Annotated in this window: 20 protein-coding genes; 10 read left to right on the top strand and 10 right to left on the bottom strand. The window is 63.8% G+C overall.

The genetic code is table 11. From position 1 onward, the window contains the following. Positions 1-18 precede the first annotated feature (18 nt). Positions 19-645: a hypothetical protein gene (locus tag Q1A71_RS09590; RefSeq protein WP_299674630.1), complete on the bottom strand. Its 627-nt coding sequence runs from the start codon at positions 643-645 to the stop codon at positions 19-21. A gap of 299 nt (positions 646-944) precedes the next feature. Here Q1A71_RS09590 and Q1A71_RS09585 point away from each other — a divergent pair, with 299 nt between their 5' ends. Next, a complete protein-coding gene (locus tag Q1A71_RS09585) occupies positions 945-1,460 on the top strand; it encodes a GNAT family N-acetyltransferase (RefSeq protein ID WP_299674627.1) in 516 nt (171 codons plus the stop codon). A gap of 31 nt (positions 1,461-1,491) precedes the next feature. Here Q1A71_RS09585 and lpdA read toward each other — a convergent pair whose 3' ends face one another. The 5 genes from lpdA to Q1A71_RS09560 all read right to left on the bottom strand — a co-directional run bounded on the left by lpdA (position 1,492) and on the right by Q1A71_RS09560 (position 9,483). Then, positions 1,492-2,889 (bottom strand): dihydrolipoyl dehydrogenase, encoded by a 1,398-nt coding sequence (gene lpdA, locus Q1A71_RS09580; protein WP_299674624.1) that lies wholly within the window; start codon positions 2,887-2,889, stop codon positions 1,492-1,494. 127 nt (positions 2,890-3,016) lie between these two features. Then, the gene (locus tag Q1A71_RS09575; protein ID WP_299674621.1) at positions 3,017-3,601 is read right to left on the bottom strand and encodes a DUF924 family protein; all 585 of its coding nucleotides are present in this window, start codon (positions 3,599-3,601) and stop codon (positions 3,017-3,019) included. A gap of 110 nt (positions 3,602-3,711) precedes the next feature. After that, positions 3,712-4,977, bottom strand: coding sequence for an MFS transporter (locus Q1A71_RS09570; protein ID WP_299674618.1), 1,266 nt, complete (start codon positions 4,975-4,977; stop codon positions 3,712-3,714). Positions 4,978-5,084: 107 nt separating this feature from the next. Beyond that, on the bottom strand, positions 5,085-6,134 hold the full coding sequence (gene queA / locus Q1A71_RS09565) for a tRNA preQ1(34) S-adenosylmethionine ribosyltransferase-isomerase QueA (RefSeq protein WP_299674615.1): 1,050 nt from the start codon (positions 6,132-6,134) through the stop codon (positions 5,085-5,087). A gap of 10 nt (positions 6,135-6,144) precedes the next feature. After that, a complete protein-coding gene (locus Q1A71_RS09560; protein WP_299674612.1) occupies positions 6,145-9,483 on the bottom strand; it encodes a DUF3971 domain-containing protein in 3,339 nt (1,112 codons plus the stop codon). Between the two features lie 123 nt (positions 9,484-9,606). Here Q1A71_RS09560 and Q1A71_RS09555 point away from each other — a divergent pair, with 123 nt between their 5' ends. The 5 genes from Q1A71_RS09555 to Q1A71_RS09535 all read left to right on the top strand — a co-directional run bounded on the left by Q1A71_RS09555 (position 9,607) and on the right by Q1A71_RS09535 (position 14,013). Beyond that, positions 9,607-10,068: a peroxiredoxin gene (locus Q1A71_RS09555; protein WP_299674609.1), complete on the top strand. Its 462-nt coding sequence runs from the start codon at positions 9,607-9,609 to the stop codon at positions 10,066-10,068. Further along, a complete protein-coding gene (locus Q1A71_RS09550) occupies positions 10,065-10,874 on the top strand; it encodes a ferritin-like domain-containing protein (protein ID WP_299674606.1) in 810 nt (269 codons plus the stop codon). Before Q1A71_RS09555 ends, Q1A71_RS09550 begins: the two co-directional genes overlap by 4 nt. 192 nt (positions 10,875-11,066) lie before the next feature. Then, complete coding sequence (locus Q1A71_RS09545; protein ID WP_299674603.1) at positions 11,067-12,398, top strand: M23 family metallopeptidase; 1,332 nt, start codon at positions 11,067-11,069, stop codon at positions 12,396-12,398. After that, positions 12,388-12,885 carry a polymer-forming cytoskeletal protein gene (locus tag Q1A71_RS09540; RefSeq protein WP_299674600.1) on the top strand — a complete coding sequence of 166 codons (498 nt, stop codon included), beginning with the start codon at positions 12,388-12,390 and terminating at the stop codon, positions 12,883-12,885. Before Q1A71_RS09545 ends, Q1A71_RS09540 begins: the two co-directional genes overlap by 11 nt. 276 nt (positions 12,886-13,161) lie before the next feature. Next, entirely contained in the window at positions 13,162-14,013 is an 852-nt protein-coding gene (locus Q1A71_RS09535) for a hypothetical protein (RefSeq protein ID WP_299674597.1), read from the top strand. A 151-nt stretch (positions 14,014-14,164) separates the two neighbouring features. Here the strand turns inward: Q1A71_RS09535 and Q1A71_RS09530 are convergent, their stop codons facing one another. From Q1A71_RS09530 to Q1A71_RS09515, 4 genes are all read right to left on the bottom strand, one after another. Beyond that, complete coding sequence (locus Q1A71_RS09530) at positions 14,165-15,748, bottom strand: hypothetical protein (protein WP_299674594.1); 1,584 nt, start codon at positions 15,746-15,748, stop codon at positions 14,165-14,167. Next, complete coding sequence (locus Q1A71_RS09525; RefSeq protein ID WP_299674591.1) at positions 15,741-16,532, bottom strand: hypothetical protein; 792 nt, start codon at positions 16,530-16,532, stop codon at positions 15,741-15,743. Before Q1A71_RS09525 ends, Q1A71_RS09530 begins: the two co-directional genes overlap by 8 nt. Before the next feature lie 170 nt (positions 16,533-16,702). Continuing rightward, positions 16,703-17,248: a peptidylprolyl isomerase gene (locus tag Q1A71_RS09520; protein WP_299674588.1), complete on the bottom strand. Its 546-nt coding sequence runs from the start codon at positions 17,246-17,248 to the stop codon at positions 16,703-16,705. After that, positions 17,241-17,747: a peptidylprolyl isomerase gene (locus tag Q1A71_RS09515; RefSeq protein ID WP_299674585.1), complete on the bottom strand. Its 507-nt coding sequence runs from the start codon at positions 17,745-17,747 to the stop codon at positions 17,241-17,243. Before Q1A71_RS09515 ends, Q1A71_RS09520 begins: the two co-directional genes overlap by 8 nt. 126 nt (positions 17,748-17,873) lie before the next feature. Here Q1A71_RS09515 and Q1A71_RS09510 point away from each other — a divergent pair, with 126 nt between their 5' ends. The 4 genes from Q1A71_RS09510 to Q1A71_RS09495 all read left to right on the top strand — a co-directional run bounded on the left by Q1A71_RS09510 (position 17,874) and on the right by Q1A71_RS09495 (position 22,025). After that, a complete protein-coding gene (locus tag Q1A71_RS09510) occupies positions 17,874-19,061 on the top strand; it encodes a phosphoglycerate kinase (protein ID WP_299674582.1) in 1,188 nt (395 codons plus the stop codon). Between the two features lie 115 nt (positions 19,062-19,176). Then, entirely contained in the window at positions 19,177-19,476 is a 300-nt protein-coding gene (locus Q1A71_RS09505; RefSeq protein WP_299674579.1) for a septum formation initiator family protein, read from the top strand. Between the two features lie 149 nt (positions 19,477-19,625). Continuing rightward, on the top strand, positions 19,626-20,636 hold the full coding sequence (gene pdhA / locus Q1A71_RS09500) for a pyruvate dehydrogenase (acetyl-transferring) E1 component subunit alpha (RefSeq protein ID WP_299674576.1): 1,011 nt from the start codon (positions 19,626-19,628) through the stop codon (positions 20,634-20,636). A gap of 3 nt (positions 20,637-20,639) precedes the next feature. Beyond that, on the top strand, positions 20,640-22,025 hold the full coding sequence (locus tag Q1A71_RS09495) for a pyruvate dehydrogenase complex E1 component subunit beta (protein WP_299674573.1): 1,386 nt from the start codon (positions 20,640-20,642) through the stop codon (positions 22,023-22,025). Positions 22,026-22,029 lie beyond the last annotated feature (4 nt).

Here is a 22,029-nt window from a genome sequence, read left to right as displayed (position 1 = left end):
TCGTCCAGCTTAGTATTTCTAAGCCTGGGCGCGCCGGCTCCGCCCGCGCAGGGCACCAAAGGTCGCAATGCTCATCAGGGCCAGCGGCAGCGCACCTGGCAGCGGCACGGGCGTCAGGTCGGGCGTCGGCTCGGCACTGATCACCGAGCCTGGCCTTCCGTTCCGGGAGGGCGAGCAGGCCCCGCAATCGAGAACGCCTGTCGGCGCGGCCGAAAACATGCTGAGGGTATCGCCAATCAGTTCCAACTCCGTCACGGGTGTATCGAGCGCGCCAAACCCGCTGTAGCCAAACCCGAGCCGAAAGTGCCGCGGCCTGTCGGGTCCGAACCAGTAGGTCTGATCATCAGTCTCGAAATTGAGAAAGCTGTAGCCGCTGTTCTGCGTATAGGCATTCACCTCATGCCCGGCGCTGGCGCTGCTGAAGGTTTGGCCTGGCAGGGGCCCAGAGTTGGCGGAGGCCAAACCTTCCGAGACGCTGATGTTCCAGGCCGTAACGCTGTTGGCCTCGCTGTCCCAAACAAAGCTGCCGACCGCGGAGCCGCTGTTCTCAAGCTCGATATCAAATGTCCATGTGATGGAGGCGGCCTGACCCGATGCGGCCCAGATGCTGAAACAGAGAGCGGTGACGAAACGTGAAATACTCATACCAGGGTTCCTATCCGTAGGAGGTGCACCGGCCCGACGGACCGGAGGCCGCAACATGAGTTCAGATGGCCCGTGCCACAACCCGTATCCGCACATGACGCCCTTGCAGAACTGCAGGACGTAGCTTTTTGGGTCCGTCTCGCAAGGCCCACCGGCCCGCTTGGATCGACAGGGTCGGGCGCGCCCAGCGGTGGCCGTCGCGATTGGGCTTGCAACGGATTTCAAGGTGGACCTACCCTTGAGGGGGCAACCGCCATAACGCGGCCCGCCCTTGGAGGGGACCACCGGTGCAGGGCCATGTGATCAAACTCTGTGACAGGCTGCCGCCGACGGATCAGCTGGGCGGCCTCCTGATGCAATACTACGCGCTCATCGTGCAGCGCATGCGGGACATGGGGTTGGACATCGATCCCGCCGCCCCGGAGAGCGCGCTTGCGGAGTTCTGGGCCAATTCAGGGGATTACCTGCCTCCGAACGGCTGTCTGGTCGTGGCGCGGAGCAGTGCCGGAGACCTCGTCGGATGTGGCATGCTCAAACGGCTCGATCAGGACACGGGCGAGTTGAAGCGGGTCTTCGTTGTGGAAAGCGCCCGGGGCACGGGCGTTGGCCGCGCATTGATCAAGGCGCGGGAGTCGGCGGCGCGGCAGATGGGGTTGAGGCGGCTGGTCGCCGATACGCTGACACCCAATGTCGAGATGCGACGTCTCTATCCCCGGCTGGGTTTTGTGGAACTGGACGGTCCCATTGAAACGACGACTTACCGGGATCAACCGATGCTGGGACCGCACATGCATTTCTTTTCCAAAGACCTGTAGGAGCGCCCCGTTGGTCGGGGCGCGCCGCCGATCACATATGGATCACGCGGCCATAGGCGTCGAGCACGGATTCGTGCATCATTTCGCTGAGCGTCGGGTGCGGGAAGACGGTGTTCATCAGGTCTTCTTCGGTGGTCTCGAGCTGGCGGCCCACCACATAGCCCTGAATGAGCTCGGTCACCTCGGCACCGACCATATGGGCGCCCAGAAGCTCGCCCGTTTTGGCGTCGAAGACCGTCTTGATCATGCCTTCCTGCTCGCCGAGCGCGATGGCCTTGCCGTTGCCGATGAAGGGGAAGCGGCCCACCTTGATCTCATAGCCGAGCTCTTTCGCCTTGGCTTCGGAATAGCCGACGGAGGCGACCTGCGGGTGGCAGTAGGTGCAGCCCGCGATGCTCTCGGGCTTCACGGGGTGCACATCGTTGTGGCCCGCGATCAGTTCGGCGACCATGACGCCTTCGTGTGACGCTTTATGCGCGAGCCAGGGGGCACCGGCGATGTCGCCGATGGCATAGAGCCCGTCGACGCCAGTGCGGCAGAACTCGTCCGTGACCACATGGGTGCGATCGATCTTGACGCCGAGCGCCTCGAGGCCGAGCCATTCGGTGTTGCCGACGATGCCAACAGCGGAGATCACCGTGTCGAATTCGTGTTTCTCTGTCTTGCCGCCCACCTCGATATGGGCGGTGACCTTGCCCTTGCCGCGATCAAGCTGCTTGACCATGGCCTTCTGCATGATCTTCATGCCCTGTTTCTCGAAGCTTTTCTTCGCGAAGGCCGAGATTTCGGCGTCTTCCACCGGCAGCACGCGGTCCATGACCTCAACGACTGTCGTGTCGGCGCCGAGTGTGTTGTAGAAGCTGGCGAATTCGATGCCGATGGCGCCGGAACCGATGACCAGCAGTTTCTTCGGCATGTGTTTCGGTTGCAGCGCGTGCTTATAGGTCCAGACCAGATCGCCATCCGCTTCCAGCCCGGGCAGCTCGCGCGCCCGCGCGCCGGTGGCGAGCACGATGTTCTTGGCGGTGAGCTCTTCGCTGCCCTTCTCGGTCTTCACCGTGACCTTGCCCTTGGCGGGGATCGTGGCCTCGCCCATAACAACGGTCACTTTGTTCTTCTTCATCAGGTGGCCGATGCCGCCCGACAGCTGGCCCGCGACCTGGCGGGAACGTTTGACGATGGCGTCGAGGTCATAGCCCACGTTGTCGGCCTTGAGCCCGAACTCCTTGGCGCGGTGCATGAGGTGAAAGACTTCGGAGGAGCGCAGCATCGCCTTCGTCGGAATGCAGCCCCAGTTGAGGCAGATGCCACCGAGATGCTCGCGTTCGACGATGGCCACGGACATGCCGAGCTGGGCGCCACGGATCGCGGCCACATAGCCGCCCGGGCCCGCACCAATCACAATCAGATCAAAGGATTTCGCAGCCATGACATCTCCTCGCAGGTAAGCCCCAAATATAGTTTACCGTTAAACTATATCCGGCAGCGCAGCAACACGAAGAGGAGCGCGACATATGCGCGCTCCGCAAAACCGTCCTGCGTCGGATGTTGTGGCTTCAGGCGGCCTTGGCCATCTGCAGGTTGCGGACAATCTCGCCATAGCCGCCATTGGCTGTGAAGTCGGCCTCGGCGGCAGTCGGCGTGCGCGCCAGCGCGTCGTTGCGGAAGGGGAAGCGCCCATAGGCGCGGATCACGGCGCGATGGGCCTGCGCGTGCAACAGGTTCTCGGCCCCGTGCTCGGGCATCCGCTCGCACATCAGGCGCACACAGCGGTCCTGATCGCAGAGGTTTTCGGAGTGCATCAGCGGCAGGTAGAAGAACTGCCGCGCGGGCTCGTCGATCTTGAGATCCCAGTTCTTGTCGATAGCGGATTTCGCCGCCGCGAGCGCCACCTTGTCGCTGGCAAAGGCCTTGGCCGTGCCTCGGAACATGTTGCGGGAGAATTGGTCCATCAGGATGATGTAGGCCAGCGCGCCGGAGGGGTATGTGAGCCAGAGCGAGAAGCGCCCTTCGATGGCGGCCTCCCAGGTCTCTTCGAACCGGGTTCGGATCGCCGCATCCAGCGCGTCCGACTGCGTGTACCAGCCCTCGGTGCCAATCTCATCAAGCCAGAAGCTCAGTATCTCTTCAGGGCCAACCATCACTCTACACTCCTTATCAACACACCATGTGGATATGTTACGTTCGATTAACAGGGTTCTCATAGTCACATTTTGCATCATTCCGACATATTCAACCGTCACTTGCAAAATCAGCGATCATTTGCGGCATTTTCCTCACTCAGCTCGGACTCGATGGCGTATTCTTGAGCATATTCCATGGCCACCGGCGTATAGGACGGCGCCACGGCGACGTAAGCGCCGGTCTCGTCGACGGGAATGGATTTGCGCACCGTCGAGCGGTAGGCCGCGTAGAGGACCAGTGCGGCGAAGAGAATGCCGGTGAAAAGGTAGAAGCCCCCCGGCCCCACGACGTCCATCATGTAGCCGGTGATGATCGGGCCGAGGATCGCCCCCAGCCCGTTGATGAAGATGAGGCCACCCGAGGCGGCGGCCATGTCTTCATGCTGCAGGAAGTCGTTGGTATGCGCGATCAGCAGCGAGTAGAGCGGGTTCGACATGCCGCCGACCACGAAGGCCGACACCAGCAGCAGCGTGAACTGACCGCCGAGCACCATGCCGAGGAACGAGCCCCCCACCCCGATGGCCGAGACGATCAGGATCAGGAAGCGCCGGTCCATCCGGTCGGAGATCCATCCGATGGGGTATTGCAGCAGCACCGCGCCGACGAAGAACATCGCCACGAAGGTGGAGATCTGCGCGACCGACAGCCCGGCCTTGGCGCCATAGACAGAGGCCATGCCGAACTGCGCCGAGAAGACGCCGCCGAGCAGGAACATGCCGACGCATCCCAGGGGCGAGTAGCCGGCCAGTTCGCGCAGGCTCATGGGCTTGGTTGTCTCGAAGGCGGGGGTCGGGCTGATCGACAGCAGGATCGGCGTGATCGCGATGGAGACCAGGATCGAGGGGATCACGAACAATACGTAGCCGGATGGATCGGCGGTCAGCAGCAGCGCCTGGCTGACCACGATGCCCGCAGTCTGCACGATCATGTAGAGCGAGAGCGCCTGGCCGCGGTTTTCGTTGGTGGCGGCGTTGTTGAGCCAGCTTTCCGCGGTCACGTAGACGGCGGAGAAGCAGAACCCGATGAGCACGCGGCCCAGCGTCCAGAGCCAGACCTCGGTCACCGTGGGATAGAGGATCATCACCGCCGAGATCAGCGAGGCAAGGGCGGCGAAGACGCGCACGTGGCCGACGCGGCGGATCATGCCCGGCGCCATGCGCGAGCCCCCGAGAAAGCCGAGGAAATAGGCGGACATGACAATGGACATCTCGAAGGTGGAAAAGCCCTCGATCTCTCCCCGGATGCCCAGCAATGTGCCCTGCATGCCGTTGCCGACCATCAGCAGGGACATCCCCAGCAAGAGCGCCCAAGCGCTAGACAGAACCTGAAGCATATCTCCCTCCCGGTGGGCTGGGGTGGCGTGATGGGCCCTGCTTGCCGCAGGCTGCGGGGCCCGTCACGCTCATGCGCGACGTCGGGAGTCGCTTTGGGCACATAGGGTTACTCCGGAATGAGGAGCGACGCATCGCCGTAGGAGAAGAAACGATACTCCCGGCCGATGGCGTGATCGTAAATGCGGCGCACGCTGTCCTGGCCCATCAGCGCCGAGACGAGCATCATCAGCGTGGATTTCGGCAGGTGGAAATTGGTCATCAGCGCGTCTGTCACCCGGAACCGGAAGCCGGGATAGATGAAGATATCGGTGTCGCCCTCCCATGCGGCAATCTCGCCATTGCGGGCCGCCGTCTCGATCAGACGCAGCGCGGTGGTGCCCACGGGAATCACCCGCCCGCCTGCGGATTTGGTGGCGGCGATCTCGGCGGCGGCGGCGGCGCTGACCTGCCCCCATTCGGCGTGCATCTTGTGGGTGGTCACGTCATCGACCTTGACCGGCAGGAAGGTGCCCGCACCCACATGCAGGGTGACATGGGTAAAATCGACGCCGTGACCGGCGATGCGTTGCAGCAGGGCCTGGTCGAAATGCAGCGAGGCCGTGGGCGCCGCGACCGCCCCCTTGTTGCGGGCAAAGACGGTCTGGTAGTCGGTCAGGTCCTGCGCATCTGCCGGGCGTTTGGCGGCGATATAGGGCGGCAGCGGCATCGCACCTGCGGTATTGAGCGCCGCGTCGAAGTCGTCACCCGAGAGGTTGAAGGCGAGATGCCCCTGCCCGTCACGGACGTCCTGCAAGGTGGCGCGCAGATCGGCGCTGAAGATCACCTCTTCTCCCGGTTTCAGCTTCTTCAGCGGCTTGATCAGCGCGGCCCAGGTGCCATCGGCACGAGGCTCCAGCAGGGTCACTTCGATCTTGGCCTGTGTCTCGCCTTGCGCGCTGACCCGGTGGCGCAGCCCGGTCAGTCGCGCGGGGATGACCCGCGTGTCATTCAGCACCAGCCGGTCGCCGGGGCGCAGGAAGTCGGTGAGCTCCGACACCACCGCATCAGTGATCGCATCCCCCTCGGCCACCAGCAGGCGCGCGGAGGTGCGCGGCACCGCAGGCCGGGTCGCGATCAGCCGCTCGGGCAGATCGAAGTCGAAATCGCTCAGTTTCATGAGGCGCCTTTTAGCGATCTTCGCCGCGGGTGAAAGTGGGTCTTTCACGTTCCGGCGGGGGCGGCGGCGGGTCTTCGCCTTCGGCCAGGGGCACATCCGGGCGCGGGCCGCGGAACAGGTCGCGGATCCCGCCCGGTGTCAGGGCCGTGAGCGGGTTCACGAAGACCTCCGGATCGCGCACGGTGCCGCCGATGGAGTAGTTGAAGGCAAAGAGCCCCTCGCCCGGGCGGGTGAAGATGCTGCCGATGCCATTGAGGATATAGACGGGCGTGATCACCCCCTGCATCTGCAACTGGCCGCTGTCGGTGGCGTAGATGCCATCCATGGAAATGCCCATGGACGAGCCCACCGCGCTGCCTTCCCGCAGGGTGATCCGGCGCGGCGCGAGGCGGAAGTCGGCGTTGACCTCGGAAAAGAACAGGCTGTCACTGCCCTCCACGTTGAAGAGCCCCACGATACTCACGGCATTGAGCAGCGCGGCCATGGCGGGCGCCTCCACGACGCTGGTGTTCTGAACCCGGAGCTTGCCATCGAAGGCGCCGCCGGTGCCGACGGGCAAGAGCACCAGTTCGAAGGCGCCGCCGCGCACCTGTTGCACGACATTGGCGGAGGCAAAGACGGCGCCCGCATCCGCAGCCGTCAGCCGGATGGCGCTGCGGCGCCCCTGGGGGATCAGCCGGCCCGAGACCTGAGCGCCGCCATTGATGCGCCCTGAGAAGGCACCATCGAGCCCGGCACCGGTGGTGAAGTCGCCCCGGACGGCGGTGATGGCGATGGCATCGGTGACCTGCAGGCGGTCGAGCGCCACCGTCAGCGGCGACGTCTCGCCGGAGGCGGCCCCATCGGGAATATCGGCGCGCCGCAGATCGAGCGTGCCGCCGCGCAGCGCCACCCCCACCGGCACGCCGGCGCCGCGCCCGACCAGATCGACCTGCGCGTCGAGCCAGTTGCCGACGCGCAGCCGCGAGAGGCGCACGCGGTCAAGCTGGCCTGGCCCCTGCAGTGTGACATCGCCCTCCGCCCGCAGGCCCGGCGCATCAAGCGTGAGGGTGTCGACCACCGGCACCTCGGACAGCGACGCGCTGATCTCGAAGCGGGCGGCGGTGCCTGCCCCCTTGGACCAGCCGATGGGCGGGATCGACAGGCCGACCCCGCGCAGATCGGAGGAGAGCTGCAAGGCGGGCGGCTGGTTCTTGACCAGGGTGATGTCGATGTCGGCGGAGCCCTGCCCGCTGGCGTATTCCGGCGGCAGACCGATCTTCAGAGCATCGAGCGCCTCGGGCGAGATCTCGATCTGGCCGGTCACACGTCCCGGCGCGCCGGGACTGTTCAGCGGCTGCGCCCAGACCACATCGAAGGGCACCCCGTCGAGCGCGCCGCGACCGGCCACCTGCACCGCCTCGTCGGAGGCCACCAGATCCAGCAGCGGCGCGCTGAGCACGCGGTCCTTGATCAGCTTGGTGCTGCGCACATCGGCGATCTGGCCGGTGACGTCGAACTCCACCGCCTCGACCGGCAGATCCTTCACCAGCGGCAGGGCCAGTGTGCCCGCCATCCGGGCGCGCCCGTCGGCAAGGGCGACCGGCAGATCGGCCTTGGCCATGACATTCAGCGGCGGCTGATCGAGCATCGACAAGGCCGCGGTGACCGAGGATGTGGTGAGCAGCCGGATCACGCCGGGTGTGCTGTCCTTGGCCATCACATCGGGAATGATGAAGGAGGAGCCCGCGAGATCGACGGCACCGCCCTCGGGCGCTTCGACATCGCCCTCGTCGACGACCAGCACAAAGCGGTCCTTGAGCAGCGAGGCATGCCCCTTGGCGCCGCGGATGAGCGGCATCTCCTTGAGAAACCGCACATCGGCCTGGTCGAAGTCGAAGCCCAGGTAGGTCTCGGGCTCGGTACCCGGCTGCCAGCGCAGCGCGGCGGCAATGTCGTGCAGACGACCGGAGAGCAGGTTCTGGCTGAGCCAGCGGCGGGTCTTCGGCACCACATGTTCGGGCCAGAGCTCCATCAGGCGGTCCGGGTCGTAGCCATCCATCTGGGCGTCGACCGCGATGTCCCAGCCGCGGGCATCGGCGCGCAGGTCGCCGTTGGCGGTAAGCACATGGCCCTGGTCGATCACCTGCAGGCGTCCGAGTTGCAGGGCGAAGGGTTGCGGGGTGAGGCGAAAGTCCAGTTCGGCTTCGGCCAGCCGGACGGGCTCTTCGTAGAAGTCCGCGGGGTTGATGCGCAAATCGGTGAGCCGCAGCTGGCCCACGAGATCCTCGATGCGGCCTTGCCCGTCGTCGGCCAGCTGCGCCGTGCCGTCGAGGCGCCCGCTCACCCATTTGCTATCCACAGACAACTCGTTGAATTGCAACATCCGGGTGGCGGGCACATAGGTGAAGTAGCTGCGTGCGCTGTTGATCGGGATGGCTCGGGATTCCGGTGTGGGCTGGATCACGCCTGCGCCGATCTGGAAGGTGGCGTTGAGCGGATCAAAGCTGCTGTCTTCGTTCACCCCTCCGCGCAGGGAGCCGGAGATCGGTGCATCCAGGGCCCGGAGCCAGCCGAAGGCGGGGCCCTGGACCGCCACGTCGGCGGCGTCCACATTGGCGAAGGTCACGCCGAAATCGGAGGCCAGAGCGCCGATTTCGCCCGCATAGCTGGCGCTGACGGTGGCCACCTCGGCCCCGCCGCCAAGCACCGCCAGATCGACGCTGATGCCGAGAACGGAGCCGGAGCGCTGCAGCGACAGACGCCCGCCGTCGATGGTCCAGGCGCGGTTCGCGCGCGCGTCCTCATAGCGGAGCGTCAGCGCCTGAAGCTCGGCACTGCGCAGCCGGGCCAGACCGGGGCGCTCCAGAAGCTCGTCAAGATCGGCGACCAGTTGCGCCAGGTTGGGCGCTTCGCGCGTCGCAGTCTGGGCGCCGAGGCCACCGGAGAGCCGCACCCCCTCCGCACCGCGCCTGAGCGTCAGGAAAACGCCGCTGAGATCAACGGACTTCAGTTCGAGCTGGCCTTTGAGCAGGCCGCTCATGGACAGGCTGGCGCGCAGTTCGGAGAAGGCGACGACCTCCGTCCCCGTGGGCGTGGTGACACGCACGTCGCGCACCCGGGCCCGCGGGCGCCAGCCCTCATCTACGATCAGGAGCATCTCTCCAAAGGCGATCCGCGCTTCGGGGACGGCGTCGGTAAGGCGCTGTTCGATCTGGGCGCGCACCCACCCGGGCACGATGATGTCGCGATCCTTGACCCAGAAGGCCGCGCCCACCAGGGCGGCGAGCAGCAGCACAAGAACCGCCGGCGGCAGGATGAACCGCTTCCTGAGGCGGCGGCGTGGCGTATCGGCGGGATCTGTGTCCAAAACGCAGGGCTGCTTTCGAAGCTTGGAGAACACCAGAGGTTAATCGAGGGGCGGGCCTTTTCTGTGGCCCGCTCCGGTCTAATATGTCACTGGAAAGCAAACCTTTAAACCCACGAGAGTGTTATGCCAGAGATTTCAGACCCTGCCCCCGATTTCACCCTGCCGAGCACCGATGGCGGAGATGTCACGCTGTCTGATCTGAAGGGATCACCGGTGGTGCTGTTTTTCTACCCGCGCGACAACACGCCGGGCTGCACCAAGGAAAGCGTGGGCTTTTCCGAGAGCAAGGCGGCGTTCGAGGCAGCGGGCGTCAAGGTCTTCGGCATCTCCAAGGACAGCATGGCGAGCCATGAGAAATTCGTCGCCAAGAAGGAGTTGACCGTGCCGCTCCTGTCGGACGAGCATGGCTCGGCCTGCGAGGACTATGGCGTGTGGAAGGAAAAGAGCATGTACGGCAAGAAGTTCATGGGCATTGAGCGGTCGACGGTCCTGATTGCCGCGGATGGGACCATCGCGCGCATCTGGCCCAAGGTGAAGGTGCCGGGCCATGTGGAGGAGGTGCTGGAGGCGGTTCAGGCGCTGTGATCCCGCTGGCGCAGATGGCCAAGGCGGTGTTGCGCACCGCCGATGGCCGCGAAAAGACCGCGCTGTCGCGCCGGTTTGCCGCGGAATGGCAGGCCGCGCGGGACCGGGGCGAGACGCCGGAGATCGGGCGGGCAGACCCGCCGCTGCACCCTGCCCGACCTGCGGAGCCGGAGCTGCTGAGCCCCCGTGATGTGCCGCGTCGCCGCCCCGGCACGCCGGAGGGGCGGACAGCACTTCTGCATGCGGTGGCGCATATCGAGCTCAACGCGGTGGACCTGCATTGGGACGTCATCGCGCGCTTTGCACATGTGCGGATGCCCATGGGATTCTATGACGACTGGGTAAAGGCGGCCGATGAGGAATCCAAACATTTCAATCTGATGTGCGACTGTCTTGAAGCGATGGGCAGCCGCTATGGCGCGCTGCCCGCCCATGCGGGGATGTGGCGCGCGGCCGAGGATACGGTGGATGATTTCATGGGGCGGCTGGCGGTTGTGCCCATGGTGCTCGAGGCGCGCGGGCTCGACGTGACGCCGGGCATGATCGAGATTTTCCGCAAGGCCAAGGTGGCGGACGCGGTGGACGCGCTCGAGACGATTTATGCGGAAGAAGTCAGTCACGTGGCTTACGGCTCGAAATGGTTCCACTTCCTCTGCGGGCGGCATGACGAGGACCCGAAAGAGCGGTTCCACGCGCTGGTCCGGACCTATTTCCACGGCGCGCTGAAACCGCCCTTCAACGAGGAAAAACGCGCCGAGGCCGGCATCCCGCCGGACTTCTATTGGCCCCTGGCAACGCAGCCCTGAGGCCAAAACGCGCGAAAAACCCCCTGAAACCAGCAGGTTTTTGCCGATTTACAACAATTCAACGTACAGTTGTGGGTTGGCCGTTAATCATGCTTGCTCCGCGTTCGCCTGCTTATTAAGCACTTCGGAGTGTGATGCTGCCCCTCGGGAGAAAGGGCGCGCATCGGGGAAGACGAGCAGAGGGACGGCTTCGTGCGGACACGTTTGGCAATCAAATTTCATGGGCTCTTGGAGCACTATTTTCCCGAACGCCGCGTGTTCCTGAAATCCGACACCGACACCCGATTTATCCGCCTGCGCCCCGAAACTCAGTTGATCGCCTTCTCGGGTGCGGCACTTTTGGTGGGCTGGTCGATCATCGCCACGGCGATCCTGCTGATGGACAGCATCGGTGCCGGGAATTTCCGCGAGCAGGCCAAACGGGATCAGGCCACCTATCAGGTGCGGCTGAACGATTTGTCGGCACAACGCGATCAGCGCGCGGCGGAGGCACTGGCGGCACAGGAGCGGTTCAACGCAGCCCTCGATCAGATCTCCGTGATGCAGTCGGAACTGCTGGAATCCGAGACCCGGCGGCATGAGTTGGAAACCGGGCTCGAGGTCGTTCAGGCCACGCTTCGGGCGACCATGACGGACCGCGAGGCCGCGCGGACGGCGCTGGCAGCGGTTCAGGAGGGTGTCGGCGATCCCGATGCGGCTGCTCTTCTGGCCTCCAGGGATCCGGGCGTTCCGGTTGATTTCCTCGCCGATGCGCTGGCCCGCACCGCCGCCGAACGCGATCAGGTTGTGGCCGATGCGCAGCAGGCGCTGGAGCATGCGGATGAGTTGGCGCTCGAGATTGCGCTGATGCAAGAGAACAACGACCAGATTTTCCGGCAGCTCGAAGAGGCGATGACCGTGTCGGTCGAGCCGCTCGACAAGATGTTCAAGGCCGCCGGCATGGCGCCTGAGCGTATCCTCAACCAGGTGCGGCGCGGCTATTCTGGGCAAGGCGGGCCCCTGACGCCGCTCTCCTTCTCCAGCCGCGGCGAGGAGTTGTCGCCCGACTTCCTGCGCGCCAATCGCATTCTGGAGCAGATGGACGAGCTCAACCTTTACCGGATCGCCGCGGAGCGCGCGCCGTTTGCGCTGCCGGTCAAGCAGGCGTTCCGCTTCACCAGCGACTATGGGTTCCGGCGCGATCCCAAGACCGGCGGACGGCGGATGCACAAGGGTGTGGACTTCGCAGCCCCCGCCGGCACCGACCTGCACGCCACGGCGGACGGTGTGGTGACCTATGCCGGTTGGCAATCGGGCTATGGCCGGCTGATCAAGATCCAGCACGACTTCGGCATTGAGACACGGTATGCGCATCTTTCAAAAATTCGCGTTAAAGTAGGGCAAAGGGTCTCGCGCGGGGATCATATCGGTGATATGGGTGCAAGTGGACGGGTGACCGGCGTGCACCTGCACTATGAAGTGCGTGTCGGTGGGAAAGCTGTAAACCCAATGATCTACATCAAGGCTGCAAGAGATGTTTTCTAAGAGCAAAATCAACGAACCGGGCCAGAAGCAGGCAGAAACCGAGACAGCGAAACCAGCGGCGTCCTCGGCGCCCGCCTCCCCTGCCCCGGCGGACTACAAACCGGCGCCGCCCAAGGCCAAGCCACCCGCCTCTGTGCTGTCGTCGGACCTGCATGTGACGGGCAACATGAAGACGACGGGCGACATTCAGGTGGAAGGCACGGTGGAGGGCGACATCCGCGCGCATCTGCTGACCATTGGTGAGACCGCGACCATCAAGGGCGAGGTGATCGCCGATGACGTGGTCGTCAACGGACGTATCGTGGGCCGCGTGCGCGGGCTGAAGGTGCGGCTGACATCGACGGCGCGGGTCGAGGGTGACATCATCCACAAGACCATCGCCATCGAAAGCGGCGCGCATTTCGAAGGCTCGGTGCAGCGTCAGGACGATCCGCTGAACCCCGGCGCGAAGTCGGCGCCTGCGGCCAAAGCCAACCCTGCGTCCTAGGCACACGGCGGAGCGAACAGACCAAAGGCGTCGCGGTGCGGCGCCTTTTCTGTTCCGGGCTCATGGCATGGGCCTGATCAGGGAAGCATCACGCAGGCCCTGCGTGCCTGGCCGTCTCTCAGCTCTGGTGTCGCCTCGACCGTTTTGCCGGTTGCATCTCGCGCGATTTTTGAGGTCTAGTGCGGCTGTGATGCCAACCCAGACATGCCGCGACAGAGCGCACACCTTCCCCGCACATTGTACGGCGGACCGGCTTGCAAGGACCCACAGGCATCCATGACCTCCACGCCCCAAAGGACCCATGTCAACTTTCACATTGGCGCGCCGCGGATCGCCGATGATCTGATTTGGCAGGCTGCGGCAACACCGGCGGTGCGGTCGGACACGCAGGTGCGCCTGATACGGGTCGGAGAATACAGAAAGCACCTGCGGCACCTGGTGAATGCGGGTCCGCTCAGCATGGAGGATTTTGCCTTCGAGACCGAGGGGAGCGCGGCGTTCTGGAAAGACCTGCGAGACCACAGAATAGTGGTCGCCAGCCAACACGCGTTGATGGGGCATCCCAAGCGGGTTCTGCGGCAAGGGGTGATCCTGCCGCATGCGGAGCGGCGCATCGCCAAGCTCTGCGCGCTTTTCAACGGCCACTCCATGGATCTGCACCTGGGGATCACGGATCAGGCGCGGTATCTGCTTCAGCTTCCGGCTGGAAACAGGGATGGCGACGGCGGGCGGCTCGACTTTTCCGAAAGAGTGCCGAGTTGGTTCGACCTGGCCGCGCGCATTCGGGAGAGCTGTCCGAACAACCGGATCATCGTGTGGGACTTTTCCGAACCCGACGCCGTTGCCTTGCCATTTGTCATGACGCTCCTGGGCGTCGAGGAAGACCAGCTTGACGTGATGAAGGTTGCGGTGGCCGACCACGTGCGGCACCAGAGCGTGCTGTCGAAACTGTTTCCGCGAGAGACGCTGGCTCCTGACGTTCAGGCCCTGCTGCGTCGACAATTCGAGCACGATCTGCAGAACCTGGAAACGCTGCAGGACACCATCGTCATTCGCGCGGACGAGGTCCCGGATGAGTTGCGCGTCGGTTCAGATGCACAGGGCCAGAGCGTGGACCCGAAAACCTGACTGCCACGGTTCAGCTATGCGGTCCGGCGGGGACCCGCCGGGCAGCGCCCGACCCCCTTCGATGGGGGGGAGGGCGCTTCTCCCCCACGCTGCCACCCGGGCGCCCGCCCTTGCGCGACGGACCAGGGTCGCAGGCTGGCGACCCGTCGGCCTAGTCGTCCCACGGCTCAAAGAAGGCCCAGGCATTCGCGAATCCGGGCATTGAGACCTTCTGCTCCTGTCGCGTAGCGTCGTGACGCGAAAAGACGTTTCCGGAGGATTTCACGCGTAGCAGAAACTCCTGCAGAACCAGGCCGGCGACGGGGTCCCGTGCGGCGATGTCCAGCGCCAGCGCATTGGTGTTCAGCATCAGATCAGACCCGCCCACGCGGTATCTGTCCATGCCCCGAAACCGGTTTTTCGTTTGAGGCGTGAGAGTGGCATAACGGCCATCTTGCTCGAGCCCTTCGATCGCCCGCTCTCCCTCGTAGATCTTCATCATGTTGCCATAGAAGTAGCCGGCCGTGCCGATCATGCGCTGCGCTTCATTTTCGCCGTGGTCGAGAAAGGTCTGCAGGGTCGAGATCAGCCATCGCGTGGAGAGCTCATTGATCAGAACCCAGCCCTGCTCGCGCCAGATCCGATGAAAGAGATGGCGCGCCTTTTTCGTATGAGGCGTGTCCCGGCGCAGATAGCTGATCGTCAGACCGTTCAGATGGCTGAGGCGGGATTTTCCGCGCAGGTGGTAGTCGAGGATCGCCGACTGATTGCGGATGTCAGCGCGGTGCAGATCCGGCATGGGGACATCGCCCGGGAGCCGCTCGGCCGCGAGCTGCTCCAGATCCACGGTCGCGGGCGGCAAGATATCCGCCACGTTCTGCCGAGAAATGCGCGAGCTGGACCGCTGCCAGAGCGCCGGCAGAGCACACCCGTCAGGCGCATCAGGCGTCGATGGCCACGGGGGGGCGTCCGTCTCCGTCGAAGGGGGCAGCGCCGAGGGCGCGCCCTTCAGCACCCTGGACTTGGCAAACCAGGCCGTTGCCGGGAATTCCGACATCTCGTTGATGCGTTCCAGCTGCGCGATCTGCGCCTCGGTCGGAGATCTGTTCACCCGTTCGACGGCAGGTATCCTGATGGCGGACGCTACCTCTTGCGGCAGTTGGCTGAGAAGGCCGGCGATCCCCGCTTTTGGATCTGCCTGGTACTCAAGGACAACGAGCGCGTCGCCGAAGGCCTCCTTGGGCTTTTGCAGCTTTTGGGTCCAGCACAGATCGGTCCCAAATTGCGTGAAGAAATCGTCTTGCCGGTGAAATCGCGTCCGATACTTCAGATGCTGATGATAGCAGCTTTTCAGCCAATCCTGCTCCTCGCGCCGGAAAAACACGAACCGGACCGCGTGGGGCCGCAGCGCGCGCCGCATCACCCGCAGGTTCCGGGTCAGCTTGGGATAGACCGCGCCTCTCTTTGTTCGTCCGATCAGATGGCCGCAGAAGTCTTCATGGCTCAGAAGGACGGTGTCCTGCTGCAGATCGGTGATGCTGGCGGCAATCGCAGATAGCCCCTGTTCCGCCTGATCATAGCGCTGATTGGCAAAATCGAGCGCGACCTGATGCGTCACGCTGGAGTGCAGGTAACATATCCCCAGCTTGGTCAGCGCGTCAGACAGCTGCCCAAGGCTTCTTTGAATGGCGGACGAGCCGGTCTTGTGCGGGCCAATGTGGATCAGAACCTGCTTCTTGCCGACGTGACTAGTCATCGAGTTCGAGCCGCTCCGCGACTTGGACGGCAAACCGCCGGTTGATCTCCCGATAGGCATCCAACAGCGGCTCCGTCCGCTTTGCAAGGGAGAGCATGGATCTCCAGGATGTTTCGGTGGTGGTCACAGCCGGGTGTTGCAGCGTCGAAAACTTGCGATTGTAGGGGATGCACAGAACCTTACGGCCCAGCAGCTGGGCCCAGTAGACACCATGATAGGAACTTGTGACCACAGTCTCGCCCGAGGCGATGAAGTCGATCACCGACTGGGCGCTCTGGTTCCTGTTGGTGATGAAGGGCACCCCCTCCTCCGCCGTGAACTCCGGCGTCTTCCTGCGGTGCGCGTAGAGGACAACCTCATGTGTCGGCTCGGGGACAGTGTCAAACGCGGCGGACATGCAGCTGGCACAGGGCACGAAGGTGAGCGTGTCGCGCCAGCCGTAATGCCGCGTGCCGAAGAGCGCGAACCTGGAGGCCACATCGAGCACCTGCGCGGTCTGCTTGCCCTTGTCGGGCACGCCAACGCCCCATGCGATCAGCGCGCCCGCCAAGCTGTCTTTGTAGTGTTCGGCATAGGCGCTGAGCTGGCCGAAGACCTGTCCTCCCCCGAGAATAAGGTTCTCCGGTGCGGCCAGTGTCTTGGCAAAATCAGCCGTCGCCACTTTGTCGGGCCAGAAATACTGGGCAGGCCCGCACAACCTGTCTCCAATGTTGTCGGCGTGACAGTGATATACGTTGACGGTCTTTGTGGCGGTTGCGGTTTCGGTGCGGGCATCTTCATGCACGAGACAGATGCACTCCCCAAGGTTCTTCGGTGTGTCTGATCCAGCATAGCGCACGCTCCGCGGGCATCAATCGCAACTTGGGGTTGCGGCCCGTGGCCGAGACCGATCTGTTGCAAGACACAGCCGATATGTGAACACGGACGGGCACCACGGCCCGCCCCGCCCATTGGTCAGTCGGTCACCGTCACCGTCTGCATCACGTCCGGCGCGCCGATCACGGCGCCGTTGGGCCCAGTGCCGAGCTTGATCGCATCGAGCACCTCCAGCCCTTCGGTCACACGGCCGACAACGGTGTATTGACCGTTCAGGAAATAGCCTTCCTGAAACATGATGAAGAACTGGCTGTTGGCGCTGTCCGGGCTCTGCGCCCGCGCCATGCCAACCACACCCCGATCGAACGGCACGTCGGAGAACTCCGCCGCCAGGTCCGGCTCGTCAGAACCACCCATGCCCGCGCGGCGCATATCGCCCCCGGTCTTGCCGAACTCCACATCTCCGGTCTGGGCCATGAAGCCCTCGATCACCCGATGGAAGACAACGCCGTTGTAGGCGCCGCTTTCCGCAAGTGCGGTGATGCGCTCCACATGGCCCGGCGCCACATCTTCCAGCAGGTCGATGGTAATGGTGCCGTTGGCCTCACCTGCGACAGTGATCTCGAGGCCCGTTGCCACGGCGGGCGTGGCCAGCATCAGCGATGCGATCAGCGCCTTATACATCAGCTGCCACCTTGACCGAGATCATCCGGTCGGGCTCGGCTGGCGGCTCGCCGCGGGCGATCGCGTCCACATGCTCCATGCCGGAGGTCACCTGGCCGTAGACGGTGTATTGGCCATTGAGGAAGTCATTGTCCTTGAAGTTGATGAAGAACTGACTGTTGGCCGAGTCCGGGTTCTGCGAGCGCGCGGCGCCGAGGCTGCCGCGCGCATGCGGCACTTTGGAGAATTCGGCAGGCACATTCGGCAGATCGGAGCCACCGGTGCCGGCCATCGAGAGGTTGAAGCCATCTTCCATATCGCCGTGCTGCACGTCACCGGTTTGCGCCATGAAGCCTTCGATGACCCGGTGGAAGGCGACATTGTCATATTCACCGGCCCGCGCGAGCTCCTTCATCCGTTCCACATGTTTCGGGGCCACGTCAGGCAACAGCTCTATCGTCACGGTGCCGCCCTTCAACTCCATCAGGATCGTGTTTTCGGGATCTTTGATTTCGGCCATGCCGCACTCCTTGTTTTGTCGGTTGCGCACTTCCTAATTGGTGGTGCCCTGAATGCCAAGCGGGTCATTGACGCAGGCGGTGATACGCGCAACACAAAGGCGCGACGACTATGAGAGGAGCGGGTGATGGGCTGGAAGACGCTGGATGACATGGAGCTTGCGGGCAAGCGAGTGCTGGTGCGGGTCGATATCAACGTGCCCGTGGAAGACGGTCGCGTGACCGATACAACGCGGATCGACCGCATTGTACCGACGATCAAGGACATCCTCGCCGGCGGCGGCCTGCCCATTCTGCTGGCGCATTTCGGGCGGCCCAAGGGCAAGGTGGTGCCGGAGATGTCGCTGCGCGTGACCCTGCCCGCGCTGGAGACTGCGCTGGGTCAGGAGGTCACCTTTGTCGAACGCCCGAACCCGGACGCGTTGGCCGCCCTGCCCGCCGGATCGGTCGTGCTGGTCGAGAACACGCGCTTCAGCCCAATGGAAGAGGCGAACGATCCGGGCATGGCGCAGTTCCTCGCCTCGCTCGGCGATATCTTTTGCAACGATGCATTTTCTGCCGCACATCGCGCACATGCCTCGACGACCGGGGTGGCGCATCTGCTGCCCTCCTGTGCGGGGCGGCTGATGCAGGCGGAGCTGTCGGCGCTGGAGGGCGCGCTCTCGACGCCGACGCGGCCCGTTGGCGCGGTGGTTGGCGGTGCGAAAGTGTCGACCAAGATTGCGCTGCTCGAAAACCTGGTGAGCAAGCTCGATCTGCTGGTGATCGGCGGCGGCATGGCGAACACCTTTCTCGCGGCACAAGGCGCGCAGCTGGGCGCCTCGCTGCAGGAGCCCGATTTCATCGGCACGGCCAAGGCGATCACGACCGAGGCGGAGAAGACCGGATGCCGCATCCTGTTGCCCGTCGACGGACTGGTCGCGCGAGAGTTCAAGGCGGGCGCAGCGCATGAGGTCGTTGGCTTGGGGCCTGATACGGTGCTGGCGGCGGATCAGATGGTGCTCGACGCAGGCCCCGCCAGCGTCGCCGCCGTGATCGACGCGTTCAACGGGTTGAAAACGCTGATCTGGAACGGGCCGATGGGCGCCTTTGAGATCGCCCCTTTCGATCAGGCGACCAATGCCGCCGCCGTTGAGGCCGCGCGGTTGACCACGTCCGGAGCGCTCGTGTCTGTGGCGGGGGGCGGTGATACGGTGGCCGCGCTCAATGCTGCGGGCGCCGCGGAGGCGTTCACCTATATCTCCACTGCCGGGGGCGCTTTTCTGGAGTGGATGGAGGGCAAGGAGTTACCCGGTGTGGCAGCCCTGACTGCCTGATCCACCGCAAAGTGCCTGTTTTTCAACAGAAATGTGACAAAGGGGATTCCCTTATGCGCCTTGCTGTGTCATAGTTGAGCTACGCCCGCCAAGAGGCGACCAAAAGGCAGTGCAGATGACCCGTTCCCCTCGACCCGCCATTGGCACCTTCGTGTTCTTCGCTCTTGCGTTGGGCCTGGCGACCTACTTCACCTTCGCCGCCGTGCAGGGCGACTTTGGCCTCTTCCGCCGGGCGGAGATCAACGCAGAGGCGGACGCGCTGCAAAAGCAGCTGCAGATGGTGCAGACCGAGGTGGCGCGCATGGAGAACCTCACGCAGCGCCTGTCGGATGATTTCCTCGATCTCGACCTGTTGGACGAGCAGGCACGCTCGGTTCTCGGCATGATACGGACCGATGAAATCGTCATTCGCTAGGTCGGTTTACCCATAGAAAAAAGGCGTTTGACGGTGTGGGTGACCACGCGTCAGATTGCCTCTCGCATTCCGTTGTCGAATCCGATAAGAGATAGTTTAACGCTAAACTATCTGCCCGGAACCGGGCGCGACGAGGGAGAACCGCTCAGATGGCACCGCGAAAATCCACCAAGAAACCCAATGTGTCCGCGGAGGAGCTCAAGGCCTATTACCGCGATATGCTGCTGATCCGGCGGTTCGAGGAAAAGGCGGGTCAGCTTTACGGCATGGGTCTGATTGGCGGGTTCTGTCACCTCTACATTGGTCAGGAAGCGGTGGTTGTCGGGCTCGAGGCGGCGGCGGAGGAAGGCGACAAGCGCATCACCTCGTACCGCGATCACGGGCACATGCTGGCCTGCGGGATGGACCCGAATGGTGTGATGGCCGAGCTCACGGGCCGCGAGGGTGGCTATTCCAAGGGCAAAGGTGGCTCCATGCACATGTTCTCGAAAGAGAAGCATTTCTACGGTGGCCACGGCATCGTCGCGGCGCAGGTCCCGCTGGGTGCGGGGCTGGCGTTCTCGGACAAATACAAAGGCAATGACCGCGTGACCTTCACCTACTTCGGCGACGGCGCGGCCAACCAGGGCCAGGTCTACGAATCCTACAACATGGCGGAGCTGTGGATGCTGCCGTGCATCTTCGTCATTGAAAACAACCAATACGCCATGGGCACGTCGACGAAGCGATCAACCATGTCGCCCAGCTATTGGGAGCGCGGCGCGGCTTACGGTATTCCGGGCGAAGAGGTCGACGGGATGGACGTGCTGGCCGTCAAGGAGGCCGGGCAGAAGGCCGTCGCGCACTGCCGCGCGGGCAAAGGCCCGTATATTCTGGAGATCAAAACCTATCGCTATCGCGGCCACTCCATGTCGGACCCGGCGAAGTACCGCACCCGCGAAGAGGTGCAGAAGATGCGTGACGAACGGGACCCGATTGAACAGGTCCGTTCGCTCTTGCTCACCGGCAAGCACGCGACGGAGGACGACCTCAAGGCGATCGACAAGGAGATCAAGGACATCGTGAACGAGAGCGCGGAATTCGCCAAAACATCACCGGAGCCGGCTGTCGAAGAGCTTTGGACCGATATCTACGCCACAGAAGTACCGCAGGAGGCTTGATCCATGGCAACCGAAATTCTAATGCCCGCGCTCTCGCCGACAATGGAAGAAGGCACGCTTGCCAAATGGCACGTCAAGGAGGGCGACACCGTCTCCTCCGGCGACATCATGGCCGAAATCGAAACCGACAAGGCCACGATGGAGTTCGAAGCGGTCGACGAAGGCACCATCGGCAAGATCCTGGTCGAAGAAGGCACCGAAGGCGTGAAGGTCAACACCGCCATCGCTGTCCTGCTCGAAGAGGGCGAAAGCGCCGATGATATCGACACGTCGACATCTGCACCGGAAGCCGCACCTGCGGCTGACGCGGGCAACGAGGCGGCCTCCAGCGGAGGCTCCGAGGCGCCCGCCCCGGCGCCATCGGCACCCGAGACCGACACCTCGCCCGACTGGCCCGAAGGCACGACGCTGAAGCAACAAACGGTGCGCGAGGCCTTGCGCGATGGCATGGCCGAGGAAATGCGCCGCGACGACTCTGTCTTCCTGATGGGGGAAGAAGTCGCCGAATACCAGGGCGCCTATAAGATCAGCCAGGGCATGCTCGACGAATTCGGCGCCAAGCGCGTGATCGACACGCCGATCACCGAGCACGGCTTTGCGGGCATCGCCACGGGGGCCGCCTTCGGCGGGCTGCGCCCCATCGTGGAGTTCATGACCTTCAACTTCGCCATGCAGGCCATCGACCAGATCATCAACTCTGCTGCGAAAACCCTCTACATGTCCGGCGGTCAGATGGGCGCGCCCATGGTCTTCCGCGGACCCAACGGCGCTGCGGCCCGCGTGGGCGCGCAGCACAGCCAGGACTATGCCGCCTGGTACATGCAGATCCCCGGCCTGAAGGTCGCCATGCCCTACTCCGCCTCCGACTACAAAGGGCTGATGAAAACCGCGATCCGCGACCCCAACCCGGTCATCTTCTTGGAAAACGAGATCCTCTACGGGCGCAGCTTCGACGTGCCCGAGCTCGATGACTATACGGTTCCGTTTGGAAAGGCGCGCATCTGGCGGGAAGGCTCGGATGTCACCATCGTGAGCTTTGGCATCGGCATGCAGTACGCCCTCGAAGCCGCGGACAAGCTGGCCGAAGATGGCATCTCAGCGGAAGTGATCGACCTGCGCACCCTGCGCCCCATGGACACCGGCAGCATCCTCAAATCCGTGATGAAAACCAACCGCTGCGTGACAGTCGAGGAAGGCTGGCCACAAGGCTCCGTTGGCAACTACATCTCTTCGGTGATCATGCAGGAGGCCTTCGACTATTTGGACGCACCGGTGATCAACTGCACCGGCAAGGATGTGCCGATGCCCTATGCCGCCAACCTCGAAAAGCTGGCACTGGTGACCACCGACGAGGTGATCGCCGCCGTGAAACAAGTCACCTACAGCTAAGGAG

Origin of the sequence: uncultured Roseobacter sp. (assembly GCF_947493125.1) — a bacterium.
Classification (GTDB): domain Bacteria; phylum Pseudomonadota; class Alphaproteobacteria; order Rhodobacterales; family Rhodobacteraceae; genus Roseobacter.
This window is presented reverse-complemented; position numbering and strand designations above follow the sequence as displayed.